The organism is Arthrobacter sp. V1I9, assembly GCF_030817075.1.
GTDB lineage: Bacteria > Actinomycetota > Actinomycetes > Actinomycetales > Micrococcaceae > Arthrobacter.
Window position 1 is genome coordinate 638978 of sequence record NZ_JAUSYU010000001.1, and the last position, 16082, is coordinate 655059.

Annotated in this window: 17 protein-coding genes; 9 read left to right on the forward strand and 8 right to left on the reverse strand. The window is 66.0% G+C overall.

Annotation, left to right across the window (positions count from 1 at the left end; all coding sequences use genetic code 11):
• Positions 1–51: 51 nt before the first annotated feature.
• The 5 genes from QFZ70_RS03005 to QFZ70_RS03025 all read left to right on the forward strand — a co-directional run bounded on the left by QFZ70_RS03005 (position 52) and on the right by QFZ70_RS03025 (position 4229).
• Positions 52–513, forward strand: coding sequence for an SRPBCC family protein (locus QFZ70_RS03005; protein WP_307094030.1), 462 nt, complete (start codon positions 52–54; stop codon positions 511–513).
• A gap of 54 nt (positions 514–567) precedes the next feature.
• Positions 568–1191 carry a pentapeptide repeat-containing protein gene (locus tag QFZ70_RS03010; RefSeq protein WP_307094031.1) on the forward strand — a complete coding sequence of 208 codons (624 nt, stop codon included), beginning with the start codon at positions 568–570 and terminating at the stop codon, positions 1189–1191.
• Positions 1192–1306: 115 nt separating this feature from the next.
• Positions 1307–2533: a thiolase family protein gene (locus QFZ70_RS03015; RefSeq protein ID WP_307094032.1), complete on the forward strand. Its 1227-nt coding sequence runs from the start codon at positions 1307–1309 to the stop codon at positions 2531–2533.
• Positions 2533–3357 carry an enoyl-CoA hydratase/isomerase family protein gene (locus QFZ70_RS03020; RefSeq protein ID WP_307094033.1) on the forward strand — a complete coding sequence of 275 codons (825 nt, stop codon included), beginning with the start codon at positions 2533–2535 and terminating at the stop codon, positions 3355–3357. The genes QFZ70_RS03015 and QFZ70_RS03020 overlap by 1 nt, the downstream gene beginning before the upstream one ends.
• Entirely contained in the window at positions 3357–4229 is an 873-nt protein-coding gene (locus tag QFZ70_RS03025) for a 3-hydroxyacyl-CoA dehydrogenase family protein (protein ID WP_307094034.1), read from the forward strand. The genes QFZ70_RS03020 and QFZ70_RS03025 overlap by 1 nt, the downstream gene beginning before the upstream one ends.
• Before the next feature lie 9 nt (positions 4230–4238).
• Here the strand turns inward: QFZ70_RS03025 and QFZ70_RS03030 are convergent, their stop codons facing one another.
• Positions 4239–4472: a DUF6480 family protein gene (locus tag QFZ70_RS03030; RefSeq protein ID WP_307094035.1), complete on the reverse strand. Its 234-nt coding sequence runs from the start codon at positions 4470–4472 to the stop codon at positions 4239–4241.
• A 73-nt stretch (positions 4473–4545) separates the two neighbouring features.
• Between QFZ70_RS03030 and QFZ70_RS03035 the strand changes: the two genes are divergently transcribed.
• The gene (locus QFZ70_RS03035; RefSeq protein WP_307094036.1) at positions 4546–5154 is read left to right on the forward strand and encodes a GNAT family N-acetyltransferase; all 609 of its coding nucleotides are present in this window, start codon (positions 4546–4548) and stop codon (positions 5152–5154) included.
• Positions 5155–5160: 6 nt separating this feature from the next.
• Here the strand turns inward: QFZ70_RS03035 and QFZ70_RS03040 are convergent, their stop codons facing one another.
• Complete coding sequence (locus tag QFZ70_RS03040; RefSeq protein ID WP_307094037.1) at positions 5161–5997, reverse strand: SGNH/GDSL hydrolase family protein; 837 nt, start codon at positions 5995–5997, stop codon at positions 5161–5163.
• A 152-nt stretch (positions 5998–6149) separates the two neighbouring features.
• On the opposite strand from QFZ70_RS03040, the gene QFZ70_RS03045 reads away from it, so the two are divergent.
• Together QFZ70_RS03045 and QFZ70_RS03050 are read left to right on the forward strand one after the other, a co-directional pair.
• Positions 6150–6869 carry a tyrosine-protein phosphatase gene (locus QFZ70_RS03045; RefSeq protein ID WP_307094038.1) on the forward strand — a complete coding sequence of 240 codons (720 nt, stop codon included), beginning with the start codon at positions 6150–6152 and terminating at the stop codon, positions 6867–6869.
• Positions 6866–8941: a S1 family peptidase gene (locus QFZ70_RS03050; protein WP_307094039.1), complete on the forward strand. Its 2076-nt coding sequence runs from the start codon at positions 6866–6868 to the stop codon at positions 8939–8941. Before QFZ70_RS03045 ends, QFZ70_RS03050 begins: the two co-directional genes overlap by 4 nt.
• A gap of 59 nt (positions 8942–9000) precedes the next feature.
• Here the strand turns inward: QFZ70_RS03050 and QFZ70_RS03055 are convergent, their stop codons facing one another.
• Positions 9001–9447 carry a PaaI family thioesterase gene (locus QFZ70_RS03055; protein WP_307094040.1) on the reverse strand — a complete coding sequence of 149 codons (447 nt, stop codon included), beginning with the start codon at positions 9445–9447 and terminating at the stop codon, positions 9001–9003.
• Between the two features lie 157 nt (positions 9448–9604).
• Here QFZ70_RS03055 and paaZ point away from each other — a divergent pair, with 157 nt between their 5' ends.
• Positions 9605–11716, forward strand: a complete 2112-nt coding sequence (gene paaZ / locus QFZ70_RS03060) for a phenylacetic acid degradation bifunctional protein PaaZ (RefSeq protein WP_307094041.1) — start codon at positions 9605–9607, stop codon at positions 11714–11716.
• Positions 11717–11918: 202 nt separating this feature from the next.
• On the opposite strand, the gene QFZ70_RS03065 is transcribed toward paaZ, so the two are convergent.
• The 5 genes from QFZ70_RS03065 to QFZ70_RS03085 all read right to left on the reverse strand — a co-directional run bounded on the left by QFZ70_RS03065 (position 11919) and on the right by QFZ70_RS03085 (position 15932).
• The gene (locus QFZ70_RS03065) at positions 11919–12209 is read right to left on the reverse strand and encodes a hypothetical protein (protein WP_307094042.1); all 291 of its coding nucleotides are present in this window, start codon (positions 12207–12209) and stop codon (positions 11919–11921) included.
• Between the two features lie 22 nt (positions 12210–12231).
• Positions 12232–13344, reverse strand: a complete 1113-nt coding sequence (locus QFZ70_RS03070) for a S1C family serine protease (RefSeq protein ID WP_307094043.1) — start codon at positions 13342–13344, stop codon at positions 12232–12234.
• Between the two features lie 95 nt (positions 13345–13439).
• Entirely contained in the window at positions 13440–14063 is a 624-nt protein-coding gene (locus tag QFZ70_RS03075) for a TetR/AcrR family transcriptional regulator (protein ID WP_307094044.1), read from the reverse strand.
• Positions 14064–14113: 50 nt separating this feature from the next.
• Positions 14114–15475, reverse strand: coding sequence for a phenylacetate--CoA ligase PaaK (gene paaK / locus QFZ70_RS03080; protein WP_307094045.1), 1362 nt, complete (start codon positions 15473–15475; stop codon positions 14114–14116).
• A 7-nt stretch (positions 15476–15482) separates the two neighbouring features.
• On the reverse strand, positions 15483–15932 hold the full coding sequence (locus tag QFZ70_RS03085) for a hotdog fold thioesterase (protein ID WP_307094046.1): 450 nt from the start codon (positions 15930–15932) through the stop codon (positions 15483–15485).
• Positions 15933–16082: the final 150 nt, after the last annotated feature.

The window sequence follows — 16082 nt, forward strand, 5'->3', positions numbered from 1 at the left end:
CCCCTGGAGGGGCGCCTGTTGATTGTCCGCGCCCGCAGCTAGGCTCAAAACATGGACCACAGCATCAGCCTCACCCAGCACATCAACGCGTCCCCGGAAAGGGTCTGGTCCGTCATCACGGACATCCCCGGCTCGGCGGCAACGTTGTCCGGAGTGGACTCCGTGCAGCTTCTCACCGATGGCCCCTACGGGGAGGGGACGCGCTGGAAGGAGACCCGGAAGATGCTGGGCAAATCCGAAACGGTGGAGATGTGGGTGGCCGAAGCGGAGCAGCACAGCAGTACCACCGTCAAGGCTGTCCAGGGCGGCGCGGACTACACCACGCGCTTTGGACTGGCCCCTCGCGACGGCGGCACTGACCTCACGCTCACCTTTGGGGCCGAGGTCATCAAGCCGACGTTCGCGAGCCGCCTCATGATGCTGCTGTTCGGCAGGATGGGCATGGCGGCCACCCGCAAGGCCCTAACAAAGGACCTGACGGAAATCGCTGCCAAGGCAGAGTCGCGTCCATAATGGCCGGGCGTCCCTCCCAAAGCCGGTGCCGCCAAAGTCTCTGCGCCCCGGCTCATGCCGGTCCGGCTGGAGAACCTGACGGACCAGCCGGCGGCGGATTTCCGCCGCGGTGAACGGTACGACGGCGGCCGGTACAGCGGTGCGGAGGCTGACGGTCTCGAATTGAGCGGCACAGACTTCGCGGAGTGCGAGTTCCAAGGGGTTTCCTTCAACGACACCCAGCTCCGCGGCTCCTCGTTCCGCGACTGCGTCCTGGGCGAGCTGTACGCGCCGGTGTTCAAGGCGGCCCGCTCCAGCTGGCGGGACGTTGAGTTGCGGAATCCGCGGCTTGGCTCCGCTGAACTGTACGAGGGCGGCTGGCAGTCAGTCCGCATCGACGGTGGCAAGCTGGACTTCCTCAACCTGCGCGGCGCCAGGCTCGCCGACGTGCTCATCACCGACTGCATCATCAATGAACTTGACCTTGGCTCCGCCGCCGGTACCCGGGTGGCGTTGAAGAACTGCACCGTCGGTTCCCTCGACCTCCGCGGGGCGAAACTCAAGGACTTCGATATCCGCGGCACGGAGTTCCGCAGCATCAGCGGGCTCGGCAGCATGGCGGGCGTGGTGGTGGATGAGTACCAGCTGGGCCTCCTCGCGCCCCTGCTTGCCGCGCATCTGGGCGTTACGGTCCTCTAGGCCCCGGTACCCATAGGACAACCGCCCGTGTACTATTTACAGAACGAACGGTCGGTAAGTGGGAGTGCTGCCGGCCGCCGATGACAGTGCTGTTTATCGTGTGAAGGGTGTTTCCATGGCTGCAACCGCAGGTCCGCAGGCTTTCCTCGTTGGCGGGGTCCGAACGCCCGTGGGCAAGTACGGGGGCGCGCTTTCGTCCATCCGCCCCGACGACCTGGCAGCCCTGGTAATCCGGGAGGCCGTCAACCGGGCCGGGCTGGATCCGGACAGCATCGACGAGGTCATCCTGGGCAACGCCAACGGGGCCGGCGAGGAAAACCGGAACGTCGCACGGATGGCCACCATACTCGCCGGGCTGCCCCTCCACATCCCCGGCATCACGGTCAACAGGCTCTGCGCCTCCGGCCTGAGCGCCATCATCCAGGCGAGCCACATGATCAAAGCGGGCGCGGCGGACATCGTGATTGCCGGCGGTGTGGAATCCATGAGCCGGGCACCCTGGGTGCAGGAAAAGCCCTCCTCTGCTTTCGCCAAGCCTGGCCAGATTTTCGATACGTCCATCGGCTGGCGCTTCACCAACCCCCAGTTCCACAAGGGCGAGCTGTCCCGCGACGGAAAAATGACCTACTCCATGCCCGAAACGGCCGAAGAAGTGGCCCGCGTGGACGGCATCTCCCGCGAGGACGCCGACGCCTTCGCGGTCCGCTCGCACCAGCGGGCCCTGGACGCCGCGGCTGCCGGCCGGTTCAAGGACGAGATCGTCGGGGTCACCGTCAAGACCAGGAAGTCCGAGCACGTTGTCGACACGGATGAAGGTCCCCGGGCGGACACCACCTTGGACGTCCTCGCCGGCCTGAGGCCGGTCGCGAACGGCGGAACGGTAGTCACGGCCGGCAACTCGTCGTCACTGAACGACGGCGCTTCGGCCATTATCGTCGCCTCGGAAGCTGCCATCGAAAGGCTGGGCCTCACGCCCCGAGCCCGGATCATCGACGGCGCCTCGGCCGGCTGCGAGCCCGAAATCATGGGCATCGGCCCGGTGCCTGCCACGCAGAAAGTCCTCAAGCGGAGCGGCCTCAGCGTAGGTGACCTGGGCGCCGTCGAACTTAACGAAGCGTTCGCCACGCAGTCCCTCGCCTGCATCCGCCGGCTGGGCCTGGAACCAGAGATTGTGAATAACGACGGCGGCGCCATCGCTTTGGGGCACCCGCTGGGTTCCAGCGGGGCCCGGATCGCCATCACCCTGCTGGGAAGGATGGAGCGGGAGGACGCCCGGGTGGGGCTGGCCACCATGTGTATTGGTGTTGGCCAGGGCACAGCGATGCTGCTGGAGAAAGTCTGATGCCGGGCCCCGTGGACCTGGCAGCGGAGAAGTTCCATGCGCTGCTGGTGGAGGAGCGCAGTGACCGCGTGGTGGTGCTCCTCAACCGTCCTGAGGTCCGGAACGCCATCGACCAGCAGATGGTGGATGAACTCCACGGAATCTGCACCGCCCTCGAGCAGAACCCGAAGGTGCTGGTCATCGCGGGTGTGGAGGGCGTGTTTGCCTCCGGGGCTGACATCGGGCAATTGCGCGAGCGGCGCCGGGACGATGCCCTGCAGGGGATCAACTCCAGCATCTTCGTCCGGATCGCCAGGCTGCCCATGCCGGTGATCGCCGCCCTTGACGGCTACTGCCTGGGTGGCGGGGCCGAGCTCGCCTACGCGGCCGACTTCCGCATCGGCACACCCAACGTCCGCATCGGCAACCCGGAAACCGGCCTCGGGATCCTCGCCGCGGCCGGGGCCAGCTGGCGGCTCAGGGAGCTGGTGGGGGAGCCGGTGGCGAAGCAGATTCTGCTGGCCGGCCGGGTCCTTGGCGCAGAAGAAGCGCTCGCCGTGAACCTCATCACCGAAGTCCACGCGCCGGCGGAGCTCCTGGACGCGGCGCATCACCTGGCGGACCGGATTGGCCGCCAGGACCCGCTGGCCGTGCGCATCACCAAGTCCGTGTTCCATGCCCCGGCCGAAGCGCACCCGCTGATCGACCAGCTGGCCCAGGGCATCCTCTTCGAATCCGAGGCCAAGTTTGATCGGATGCAGAGGTTCCTCGACAAAAACGCCGCCAAGAAGGCTGAAAAGAACACCGGTGCGAAGGCCGGCAACGAGGCCGGAGAGAAGAACTGATGAATACACCGCAACCTGCTTCCGGCCTCCCTTCCCGCGTGGGCGTCCTCGGCGGCGGCCGCATGGGTGCAGGCATCGCCCACGCCTTCCTGGTCAAGGGCGCGGACGTGCTGGTGATCGAGCGCGACGAGCAGTCAGCCGAAGCTGCCCGGGAGCGGGTTGAATCCGCCGCCGCCAAGAGCATTGAGCGCGGTGCAGTCGACGCCAACCTGGATGAACTGGTGTCCCGGCTGGCCCTGGGCGTTGATTATGGCGCCTTCAAGGACCGGCAGCTGGTGGTCGAAGCCGTGCCGGAGGACTGGGACCTGAAGGTCACCGCGCTTCGCGGCATCGAAGAGCAGCTTTCGGGGGACGCGTACTTGGCATCCAACACCTCGTCGCTGTCCGTGAGCGGCCTGGCCAGTGAGCTGGACCGGCCAAGGAACTTCCTCGGACTGCATTTCTTCAACCCGGTTCCTGCCTCCACCCTGATCGAGGTGGTGCTCGGAACACGCACGTCTCCCGAACTCGCTGCCGCGGCCAAGGGCTGGGTGGAGGCACTCGGCAAGACCGCCGTCGTCGTCAATGACGCTCCAGGCTTTGCGTCCTCAAGGCTGGGCGTTGCCATCGCCCTGGAGGCGATGCGCATGGTGGAGGAGGGGGTGGCCTCTGCCGAGGACATCGACGCCGCCATGGTCCTGGGGTACAAGCACCCCACCGGGCCGCTGAAAACCACCGACATCGTGGGGCTGGATGTCCGGCTCGGCATTGCCGAATACCTGCATTCCACGCTGGGTGACCGTTTCGCTCCGCCGCAGATCCTCAAGGACAAGGTGGCCCGGGGTGAACTGGGACGCAAGGCCGGGAAGGGCTTTTTTGACTGGCCCAGCTAGGACAGCGGGCTAGTCGAAGAAGCCCACAATGTAGCCGACGAAGTACAGGAGGGACAGCAGGACCACCACCGCGATAGCTGCGATCACCAAGAACTGCGTGCTCTTCTTGGTGCCGTGCTCATCATGGCCCTGGGGTCCGGTTGTGGAGGCTTCACCCGGAGGCGTTTCGCCCGGCGGCACTCCGCCTCCCGGCTCCAGGCCTGTGATCTTGTCGTCCTCCGGATCCGGATTATTTCCTGACACGTTAACTCCCTTGCTCGCGGTCCTGGTGCTTTTCCAGCGTACCGGTCCCGATGGTTGGACCTAGGCTGGTGCGGTGACCTTCCTTGAACCCCTTACCCTGACCGGCCGGTATGTAACCCTGGAGCCGCTGAATCAGGAGCATCACGACGGCCTGGTCGACGCTGCGCGCGACGGTGAGTTGTGGCGTCTCTGGTACACGTCCGTGCCGGCTCCTGACGAAATGGAAACCGAAATCCAGCGACGGCTCACCCTGCAGGAGCAGGGTTCGATGCTGCCGTTCACCACCCGGCTGATCGGCCCAGCCACCGGCGGCCCGGGCAGGATCATCGGGATGACCACCTATATGAATGCCGACGCCGGCACTCCCCGGGTGGAGATCGGCTCCACCTGGAATGCCGCTTCAGTGCAGGGAACGGGTACGAATCCGGACTCCAAGCTGCTGCTCCTGCAGCACGCGTTCGAGGTTCTGGGCTGCCCGGCCGTCGAGTTCCGGACGCACTGGCTCAACCACCAGTCGCGCGAGGCCATCGCGCGGCTGGGCGCCAAGCAGGACGGCGTGCTCCGCAACCACTCCAGGACGCGGGAGGGCATCCTGCGCGACACCGTGGTGTTCTCCATCCTCGAACACGAATGGCCCATGGTCCGTGCCGGGCTCGAATACCGGCTGGCCCGGCGGGGGTAGGGCGGGCTAGAAGACGCGGGCAGCCCTTAGTGCGGCGAAGTACGCCTCATAGCCTTCTGCGTTCGGGTGGAAATTATCCGGACTGACAGGGTCGGTCGGGCCGCCAAGGATCAGGTTGATCCAAGGGTCCCGCGACATGGCGCCATGGCCGAGGAAAGCGGGCCGCACATCGATGAATGTGGCTCCGGTGTTGTAGGCGGCCTTGGCGATGGTTCCGTTCAGTCCGTCGGACAGTTGAGTGGCCTGGTAGATGAACAGGGACCGTTGGTCGGTTTGGCCTGCTGGGATCGGGTCCAGGAGGTAGGGGTAGCCGGTCACGACGATCCTGGCGTTAGGCGCTGCGGCTTGCACGTGCTCGATCATCGCGACAACATCACGGTACAACTGGCCGCCGGAGATTTGGGATGTGGCGAAGGTGATCGCACTTCCACATCCCGTACCTGGCGTGCCACCCGCCAACGCTGCGCCGCAGGAAGTGATGATGTTGCCGAAGCCGATGTTGTTGCCGCCGGCGGTAATGGTTACGAGCTCGGTGCTCTTGTTCAGCTTGCGGAGCTGGTCGTTGACAACGTCCGAGGTTGTTTTGCCGCTACAGGCCGCGTTCGTGACGAGGTTGATGGCTTTGGCTTCATCCGCGAGCTCGGAGTAGGCATTTTCGCTCCGGTAACACCCGTCGAGGTACGGGCCCGCCCCCTGCCCGGCGGCGAAGGAGTCACCCAGGGCGATGTACTTGGTCTTCTCTGCAGCCTGCGCCGGGACCATGGCCAAGCCCACGGCCATAACAACGCTGGCGAGGCAGGCCGCGAAGGCCGAGTGCCGCCGTCGTACTTTTGCAGTTCCCATCAAAGCTCTCCTTTGTACGATGGACAGAAGGCATGTAGGTGTCACCGTACGCCAGCAGTACCCCGGCCGTCACTGTGCCCGGGTATCCAATTTCACCAGAATGTCCCCTAATTGACGTGCGGCTCCTGTGGCCAGTGTGGTTAGCTGTCCGGATGAACAGAGCGGACGGGTCCATGGACTGGGATGGTGCTGTCAACGCTTGGCACGTGGCCGGTGGTGTTTACCGGATGGGGCGGCGGGAGTGGCTGACCGACGCGGGCTGGCGGCAGGCGCACGACGACGGCGTCCGCACCGTGATTGACCTCCGTAACGCTGCCGAGGCGCGGCGCCGGGACGGTGACCCGCTGGTGGCGGACACAGCCTTGGCCGGCATCACAGTCGTTACTGCGCCTACCGAGGTGCCGGGCGATCCGCGCTTCGTCAAACTGTCCGGGCCCTACCTCAATGATCCCGCCCACTACGCAGACAACGCCCGGCTCTTCCCGGAAAAGCTGGCGGGCGTCTTTCGTCAGCTTGCGGCAGCGGCGAGCCGCGGCGACGTGGTGCTGCACTGCGCCGCCGGCCGCGACCGCAGCGGAATGGTGGCAGCAATGGTCCAGGACCTGGCCGGGGACTCGGACCAGGAGATCGCTGACAGCTATCGGCGCGCAGCCCGCGGCATCAACGAACGCTACCGCACCCACGGTCCACCGCACGCCCGGGAACGCTATGTTGAGGAAACTGAGCTGGCGCCGCTGCTTAAGCAGCGCGGAGTCGCGGTGGTGGACTTTGTGCGGAGCCTGGATACGCGTGCTTTCCTGCTGCGCAACGGCGTCACGCCTGGTGAGCTGGACGCAGTGCTGGCCCTCTGTGGAGCCGGGGTGTCCCGATGAAGGGGGCCAAGGTGCGGCGTTTCCTCGCCGCTGGAGCGGCTGCGGGAGTACTGGCGTCCTCTGCCTATGCAGCAAGTCCGGTCTGGGCGGCGGACGAACCTGTGCCCGAAGCTTCCGGCGTGGCCACGGATGGGAAAGTTTCCGGCCTCTCCGCGGCCGCCCTTGACGACGCGGTGGTGCGGGACCTTGGGATGACTCCGGCCGAATTCATTGCAGCGGGGGAGCTGGGTAACCAGGCGGCGAAGGCTGCCGCTTCGTTGCGGGACGTCCCGGGCTACTCGGGGACACGGCTCCAGGACGGACGGATCGTTGTGTCCGGTTCCGGTGCGGAGTTGCTGGCGGAAGTGGCCGTGCTCGCCGGCAGCATCCCGAACCTGGCGGTGGAGGACCCCGCTCAACTGCGCGTAGCCGAACCCTCAGAAGCGGCCGCTGCGGAGCCCCAGGGCACCGAGTTGGCCGTCAGCACGGAGCAGCTGTTCCAGGCCTACGTCCGCGAAGTGGGTTTGAACGGCCTGCAGGCCGTGGTGTCCTCCGGTGGGAAGTTCGTCATCCGGACTGGCACCCTCAACGCACCGGAGTCGTCGGCCGATCCGGCTGCTGGCCCGGCTGATTCCGCTGCCGCAGGGGACGTCACTGCCCCGGCTGGTTCCGGCAAGAAGTCGGCGGCCGAGTTCGTGTCCCGTTACGCCAACGTGGAGCTCGACGGCGGCGCTCCGCTCGTGCCCGAAGAGGACGTTCCCGGGGGAGTCGGCTACATCACCGACACCGGCTGGATCTGCTCCACGGGTTTCTCTGCCTTCGACCCTGCAGGGCTGCCTGCGGTCCTCACGGCGGGCCATTGTGCTTCTGACGGTGCAGCCAAAACGGCTGACCTGACGCTCCAGGGCGTGCCGGCCGGGCTGCTGGGGACGTTTGGCTTCAGCCAGTTTGGCGGTCCGGGTAATTCGAGGGTGCTGGACCCCAACACCGCCGTGGAGCGGGACCACATGGTGGTCACGGACCCCGGCAACGTAGGAACCGATATTGCGGTGGTTGAGTCCCTCCGCTCCGGCGTGGACCCGCTCCCGGCAGCCAGCACCTGGGGCGACCCTTCGCAGCCGGAACCCAACGTCAAGATCATCGGAACGGCCGAACCTGTCGTGGGGACGGAGGTCTGCCGTTCGGGCAGGACCTCGGGCTGGTCCTGCGGCACGGTCGATGCCGTGGGGATTTTCCTGGTCGGAGGACCCGCTTATGCTTCAGACCCCAACGACGTGCGAGCCTTCCGCGGGTTCCTCTCGTACGGTGTCCAGTCCAGCGGTGGCGATTCCGGCGGGCCCTACGTCAGCGGAAACTACGCCGTGGGAACCCACGCCGCCGGGGATACTCCAGATGAGGATGGCACCGTGATCAATTTCGCGGTCGCCGCTACCCTCCAGGAGAGCATGAAGGTGTTGCCCGGATACCAGCTCGAGCTCTTCCTCAATAAGCCTGTGGTTTCGACGCCGGCAGCGGGAGCACCATTCGAGCCGGGTCAGGAAATCAGCGGGAACGTTCCGGCCGCACCGGCATCGGCGGTTGCTGCCGGGTCGGAAGTCCGTATCACGCTCCAGGGGCACGAACCTTTCAAAGTCCCCCTGAGCGCAGACGGCAGCTGGAGCTTTCCCGCCCCCGAAGGCGAAGGAACGCTCCGGTTCACGGCCGAAACGGTGAACGGATTCAGCACTTCCGGGGCCAGCAGCTTCGAGCTCAGACAAGCTGCCCCAGCTGGACCGGAGGAGCCCACCGGGACTGCTTCAGAGGAGCCTTTTCCCGTTAAATCAGGCCTTCCAGCCCCTGCTCAGGCGTCAGCACCGGCTGCTCCGGCACCCGCCCATGCCCCGGCTGACCCAGCCCCGCCCGCACCGCCAGCTCCCGCAGGCGATACCGCCGTCGTCGTAACCCCTACGGACGCCGCGCCTCCCGCTGACCTGGCAGACACCGGAGCCGCCGCACTCGTCCCGGCGGCAGGCGCTGCCGCAGCAGCCATTGCCGTCGGAGGGCTGCTGATGATGCTGGTCCGCCGCCAGAGGCAGCACAGCACCACCGAATGAGCTATCAGTTATCGTCGCCATAAGCCGGCGATAAGAGCGTTATCTGAGAGGGCAACGGGTTATTTGTGGCGCCGCATCAGCAGGTTGGTGATGCGCATGGTGCAGAGCCGCTGGCCCGCTTCGTTGGTGATGACAACCTCGTGCGTGGTGAGGGTGCCGCCCAGGTGGATAGGTGTCGCGGTGATGGTCACCTGGCCCTCCCGCGCCGAGCGGTGGTGGGTGGCCGAAACATCCACACCCACCGCCGTCTTGCCCAAAGTGCTCGCGTGGATCACCGCGGCCCAGGACCCCACAGCCTCGCCCACGGCCAGCGACGCTCCGCCGTGCAGCAACCCGAAGGACTGCCTGTTCCCCTCCACTGGCATGGTGGCCACCACGCGATCCACCGACTCCTCGAGGATCTTAACGCCCATCTTGTCGTCGAGCTCGCCAAGGGTGATCTTCCACAGTTCGTGCGCATCAGGGTGGTTCTCCACACCTGTATCCTTCGGCAGTGGGGCGCTCATAAGTTCTCCTTCTGGGTGACCATTTCCGGTGGCCATTTCAAGCCCGGCCTTCTAGTCTGCACCGCGGCCTTTCATGTATGGTGAATATATTACCGAACGGACGGTCAGTAATCACTGGCCGCCTTTGTATGTCCCATGTTGGAAGGACCCGTCAACGATGACCACCACCGCCACAGCTCCCCAGGCCACGGTCGACACCGTGGAGACAGTGCCCAGCTTCATCATGGATGCATGGTGGACGCCCGACGACGGTTCCACGGGTTCCGCTGTCCCCGTGCGTGACGCGAGCACCGGGGAGATCCTGGCCAAGGTGAGCACGGAGGGGCTGGATCTTTCCACCGTCGTCGACTACGGCCGCACCACTGGCCAGGCGGAACTCGGCCAGTTGACCTTCCACCAGCGCTCCCTCAAGCTCAAGGAGTTGGCGCAGTACCTCCACGCCCGGCGCGAACACTTCTACTCCTTCTCTGCCCAGACCGGCGCCACCAAAGTGGACTCCATGATCGACATCGACGGCGGCATCGGCGTCCTCTTCACGTTCGGCTCCAAGGGCCGGCGCGAACTGCCCAACTCGCAGGTGGTGGTGGACGGGCCCATGGAGGTGCTGTCCAAGGATGGCTCCTTCGCCGGCGAACACATCTACACGCGCATTCCGGGCGTTGCCGTGCAGATTAACGCCTTCAACTTCCCGGTCTGGGGCATGCTGGAGAAGTTCGCCCCGGCCTTCATCGCCGGGGTTCCCACCATCGTCAAGCCGGCCACTCCCACCGGGTACGTGGCGGCCGCCGTGGTCAAGGCGATTGTTGAATCAAACATCCTGCCCAAGGGCTCCCTGCAACTGATTTCCGGCTCCGTCCGCGGACTGCTGGACGTGCTCGACTACCGCGATCTGGTCGCCTTTACGGGCTCTGCCACCACTGCGCTCTCCCTGAAGTCGCATCCCAACGTTGTGCAGGGCGGCGTCCGCTTCACCTCCGAAACCGACTCCCTGAACGCAGCCATCCTGGGCCCGGACGGGGTGGAGGGCACGCCGGAATTCGACGCCTTCGTCAAGTCCGTCGTTACTGAGATGACGGCCAAAGCAGGGCAGAAGTGCACCGCCATCCGGCGCGCCATCGTCCCCCAGGAGCTCGTTCCCGTGGTCTCTGCTGCCATTGGCAAGCGCATCTCCGAACGGATCGTCCTCGGGGATCCGCGGGCAGAGGGCGTCACCATGGGTGCGCTCGCCTCGGTGGAGCAGCTTGAGGACGTGCGTGCTGCCGTCCAGTCAATGCTCGACGCCGGCGGTGAGCTTGCGTACGGAACGCTCGAGTCGCCGTCGGTCACCTCTGCCGACGGATCCACCGGGGTAGCGGAGGGCGGCGCCTTCATGGCCCCCGTTCTGCTCACATGGCAGGACCCCGAGGCGGAGGAAGTCCACTCGCTGGAGGCGTTCGGCCCCGTTTCGTCGGTCATCGGGTACAAGGACATTCCCGACGCCGTCCGCCTCGCCGCCCGTGGCAGCGGCTCCCTGGTTGCCACGGTGTGTACTAATGATCCCGCGATCGCGCGGGAACTGGTGACGGGTATTGCCGCGCACCACGGCCGCGTCCTGATGCTCAACCGCGAGGACGCCCGCAGCTCCACCGGGCACGGCTCGCCCGTGCCGCACCTGGTCCACGGCGGCCCGGGCCGGGCAGGCGGCGGCGAGGAACTGGGCGGCATCCGCTCGGTGATGCACCACATGCAGCGCACTGCGATCCAGGGCTCGCCCAACATGCTGACCGCCGTCACCGGCGTCTGGCATGCCGGGGCGGACCGCAACTTCACCGTTGAAACCGAAGGCACGCACCCGTTTCGGAAATCGCTGGCATCGCTGCGGATTGGCGACGCAGTCCGCTCCGAACTGCGGCAGGTCGCGCTGGAGGACATTTCCGCGTTCGCCAACTCCACCGGGGACACGTTCTACGCCCACACCAACCAGGAAGCCGCGGAAGCCAACCCGTTCTTCCCGGGCATCGTGGCGCACGGCTACCTGCTGCTCAGCTGGGCCGCAGGCCTGTTTGTGGAGCCCGCCCCGGGCCCGGTCCTGGCCAACTCCGGGCTGGAAAACCTGCGCTTCATCACTCCGGTGGCCGGGGGCGACTCGATTCGGGTGACCCTGACCGCCAAGAAGATCACCCCGCGCGAAACCGACGAGTACGGCGAGGTGGCCTGGGACGCCGTGCTGACCAACCAGAACGACGAGATCGTGGCCACCTATGACGTCCTCACTTTGGTAGCAAAGTAGCCCACCCCCCGGGACGCTCTCTCACTTGATGTGGGTTTTCCCCCAACGCTCTCTCACTCTCTTCAGGAAAGTGAGAGAGCGTTGGCGGTTGGGGAACATTAAGTGAGAGAGCGTCTGATGCAGGGCATTTCAGGTCCACAAAAAGCGGTAGGCGCGCCCCGGAAAACCGGGACGCGCCTACCGCCATTAGTGACGGAACGTGTCAGGATTCGGCGCCGTTGTGCAGCCCGTCGTCGCTGCTGTCGTCCGACGGCGCTGCCCCGGTCTGGTCTGAGAGGTCCATGTTGCCGCGGGCTTCGTCCATGGTGGGGCCGCCGGCGGGAACGCTGTAGGTGTCCGGGCGGATGCCCTTGGCCTGTTCTTCGATCAGTGCCTGCTCCTCGCTGAAGCGGATCGCGTTGGCCTCGTCTCCGGCGTCGCCGGGGATGTCCTCGCGGACTTTGGAGGGATCCGGCGTGATGAATCCGGCGTTCGGTTCTTCCTTGGGGCTCATTGTCTAACCTTTCTCTCGGGTACTACTGGGTTGGCCGGTCCGTGAGGTCCGCTTTGATGTCCAGCGTCTGGTTATCCCGCCGGACTTTGAAGCCGACGGTATCGCCGGGGTTGCGGTTCCGGAGTTCAGTAAGGAGCTTCTCCGGTGCGTTGAGCTCCACCCCTTCCATGGACTCCAGCACATCGCCGGGGCGGATTCCTGCACGTCCGGCGGGGCCGTCCTCGTCAACGGACAAAACTACGACGCCGGTGGTCGTGTCGATGCCCAATTGGTCCGCGATCTGCGGTGTCAGCTGGGACGGCGTGAGGCCCAGGTAGGCGTGCTCGGCGGTGCCGTCCGCCAGCAGTTCCTCTGCCACCTCCACTGCGGTTGCGGCAGGTATGGCGAAGCCCAGCGAGACGGCTCCGGCAGACGGCGGGATGTACGCCTCGCTGATGCCGATGATCTCGCCCCTCATGTTGATGACCGCACCCCCGGAGTTGCCGGGGCTGATGGGCGCGTCAGTCTGGATCAGGTCCACCAGGGAGAGGCTGTTGGAGGCGGAACCAGGGATGGAGCGGTGGAGTCCGGAAATGATGCCGGCAGTGGCAGTATTCTCGAACCCCAGCGGTGACCCCAATACCAGCGCACCCTCACCCACGCGGGGCAGGGTGGTCTGGTATGCGGGCTTGGGCAGGCCGGTGCGTTTGGCCTGGACCAGGGCAAGGTCCGTGACGGGATCGGTGGCCCGTACTGTCCCTGCCACCCGCTGGCCGTCGGCGAAGCCCACCTCCACCGTGGTGTTCCCCCTGATCACATGCTCGTTGGTGAGGATGAGGCCGTCCTCCGAATAGACCACGCCGCTTCCCAGCCCGCCGCCTTTGGTGAAGATGGTCACCACGGACGGGGAAAGGTTCGCCACCAGATCGGGGATGCCGCCGCCCGCGTCAGGCGCCGGAGCGGAGTTGCCGGCGCCGGGTGAACCAGTGGCGCCCGGCGACGCGTTGCCGTTGGTCGACGCGGTGGTTTCGCCCGGCACCGGTGGAGTGGGCGAGCCGGTGCAACCTGTGAGGGCCAGGCACACCGCCAGCACCACGCCTGCTGCTGCCTGCGCACGGAGCGGACGGCAAAAGCCCGGGCTGATGGTGGTGCTCATGGTCGACCTCCTGCGGATGCTGGCTGGTCCTACCACCGTAGCCGGGGAGCAACAGAAATACCAAGCACACTTAGTATTCTCGTTCCGGGATGGGCTTAGGGCTGGGAGTGAAGCCCGTCGAACGCCATGGTGATGACGTCGTCGGCAAGCCTCTCAGGCGAGAGGGAGCCGCCGGGCTTGTACCACTCCACAATCGAGTTGATCATGCCAAAGAGGAGCCGGGTGACGGTCCGGGGGTCAATGTCCTGGCGGAGCGAGCCCTCGTCGCCGGCGTTGGAGATCAGCCCGGCCACCTTGTGGTCAAAGGTGCGGCGCCGTTCCAGGGCGTTCCGTTCAATCTCGGTATTGCCCCGCAGCCGCAGGAGCAGCGTGACGAACGGCAGGCGGTCCACCAGCACGGCCACGGTCTGCCGGAGCACGAACTCGAGCCGGGCATCCGCTGCGCCGGAGGTGGCCTCAGGCGCTTCCAGGATGGCTTCGAGGCCGCCGAGCGCGTGGTCCAGGGCGAGCTTGAGGAGGTCGCCCTTGGACGGCACGTGGTGGTAGATGGCGGACTTGGAAATGCCCAGGTTGTCCGCCAGGATGCCCATGGATGTTGCGTCGTAGCCGTGCCGGTTGAAGACGTCGACGGCGATGCGCAGCACCGACTGCTGGTCGTATCCGGGCCGGCCGCGCTTGGCGCCGGCGGCGGAACTGGCTGTTTCAGTGGTGCTGGGCATGGTGCCTAGTTTCTCATGAACGGTCGGTCAGTCTGCGTGGGCTGATGCTGCTAGCCCTTCGGCCGCAGGTCGTAGATCCGGCGCAACTTGCCGTTGGACCGTTCGAGCGAGCCTGGCTCCACCACGTCCACCGAGCACGAAGAACCCACGTGGATCTTGATCTGCTCCTTCAAGGTGCGCGCCGCCGTCGTGCTCTGCTCGGAGGTCACAGCGTCCCGGCGTTCGATCCGGACGGTCAGCTGGTCCATCCGCTGGCCTTCGGGGCGGGTGAGCTCGAGCTGGAAGTGCGGGCTGAGCTCGGGGATCCGAAGGGCGATTTCCTCGATCTGGGACGGGAAGAGGTTTACGCCGCGCAGGATGATCATGTCATCGCTGCGGCCGGTGATGCGGCCCATCCGGCGGTGCGCGGGGCGGGCCGTGCCGGGCAGGAGCCGGGTGAGGTCCTTGGTGCGGTACCGGATGATGGGCAGCGCTTCCTTGGTCAGGGACGTGAAGACGAGCTCGCCGTGTTCGCCGTCGCGCAGGACGTTCTCCTTGCCCACCACGGGGTTGAAGGCGTCGATGATTTCGGGGCGGAAGTGGTCCTCCCAGATGTGGCTGCCGTCCTGGGTCTCCACAGCCTCACCGGCCACGCCCGGGCCCATCACCTCGGAGAGGCCGTAAATGTCGCAGGCCTTGATGTTCATGGTGACTTCGAGTTCGTGCCGCATCTCCTGGGTCCACGGCTCCGCGCCCAGCACCGCGAACTTCAGGGAGGTGGAGGCGGGGTCGATGCCCATGTGCGCCATGGCGTCGGCGATGGTCAGCAGGTAAGTGGGGGTGGCCAGGATGGCGTCCGGCTGGAAGTCCTGGATCAGCTGGATCTGCCGTTCGGTCTGCCCGCCGGACATCGGGATAACCGTACAGCCGAGGGCTTCGGCGCCGGCGTGGGCGCCCAGGCCGCCGGTGAACAGCCCATAGCCGTAGGCGTTGTGGACCTTCATGCCAGGCCGGATGCCGGAGGCGCGGAAGCTGCGCGCCACAAGCTTGGCCCAGTCGGCCAGGTCCTGCTTGGTGTAGCCGACGACGGTGGGCCGGCCCGTGGTGCCCGAGCTGGCATGCACGCGGGCTACTTCGCTCTGCGGCACGGCGAACATGCCGAACGGGTATTCCGCCCGCAGGTCCTCCTTGGTGGTGAACGGGAAGTTGCCCAGGTCGCTGAGTTCGCGCAGGTCGCTGGGGTGGATGCCGGCGTCGTCGAACTTGCGCTTGTAAAGGGGCACGCGCTCGTAGGCGTAGGCCACGGTGTGCTGCAGGCGGCTGAGCTGCAGCGCCTCGAGTTCGTCGCGGGAGATGGTTTCTTCGCGGTCCAGTGCGACGTCGGATGCGGTGGTGCCGGCGGACGTGGGGGTTTCGGGGGCGTGGAGGGTCATGGTTGTCCTACTTCTTGGGAATGGTCCGGCTGCGTCCGCGGAACTCGGCGATGAGTTCGCCCGGGGCCTGGGAGTCGGCGTCGGCAGCGAAAATCTGGATGTCGTACAGTCCGCTGCGTCCGGCGCTGGAACGGCGGTCGGCGACGGCGGTGATCACCTGGCCGCGGTAGGCGGGCTTGAGGAAGTTGATGTCGACGCCGGCGGCTACGGTGATGTTGTTCTCCTCGCCTGGTGCCGGGTTGACCGGGTTGCAGGCCATGGCGAAGGCGGAATCCGCGAAGGCGAAGATCATTCCGCCGTGCGCCATGCCGAAGCCGTTGAGCATTTCCTGGCGGAGGGTCATCCGGATGGTGGCATGCCCGTCGCTGACGGCGAGGACTTCGATTCCCATCCAGATGGAGGCGTAGTCGTTTTCCAGGATGGGGTGGATGGCCCCGGACACTGTTGTTTCAGCCATGCGTCATTGCCTCCAGCTTTATTTACCGAATGTTCATTAGGTAATCCCATGAGGGGGTCCGGTGTCAAGGGCATGCACTTCCCGCCAGATGGCATTTCACGGCAGTCCCGCGGCCGGACATTGCCGCGAAGTGCCATCTCGCGGAGCGGG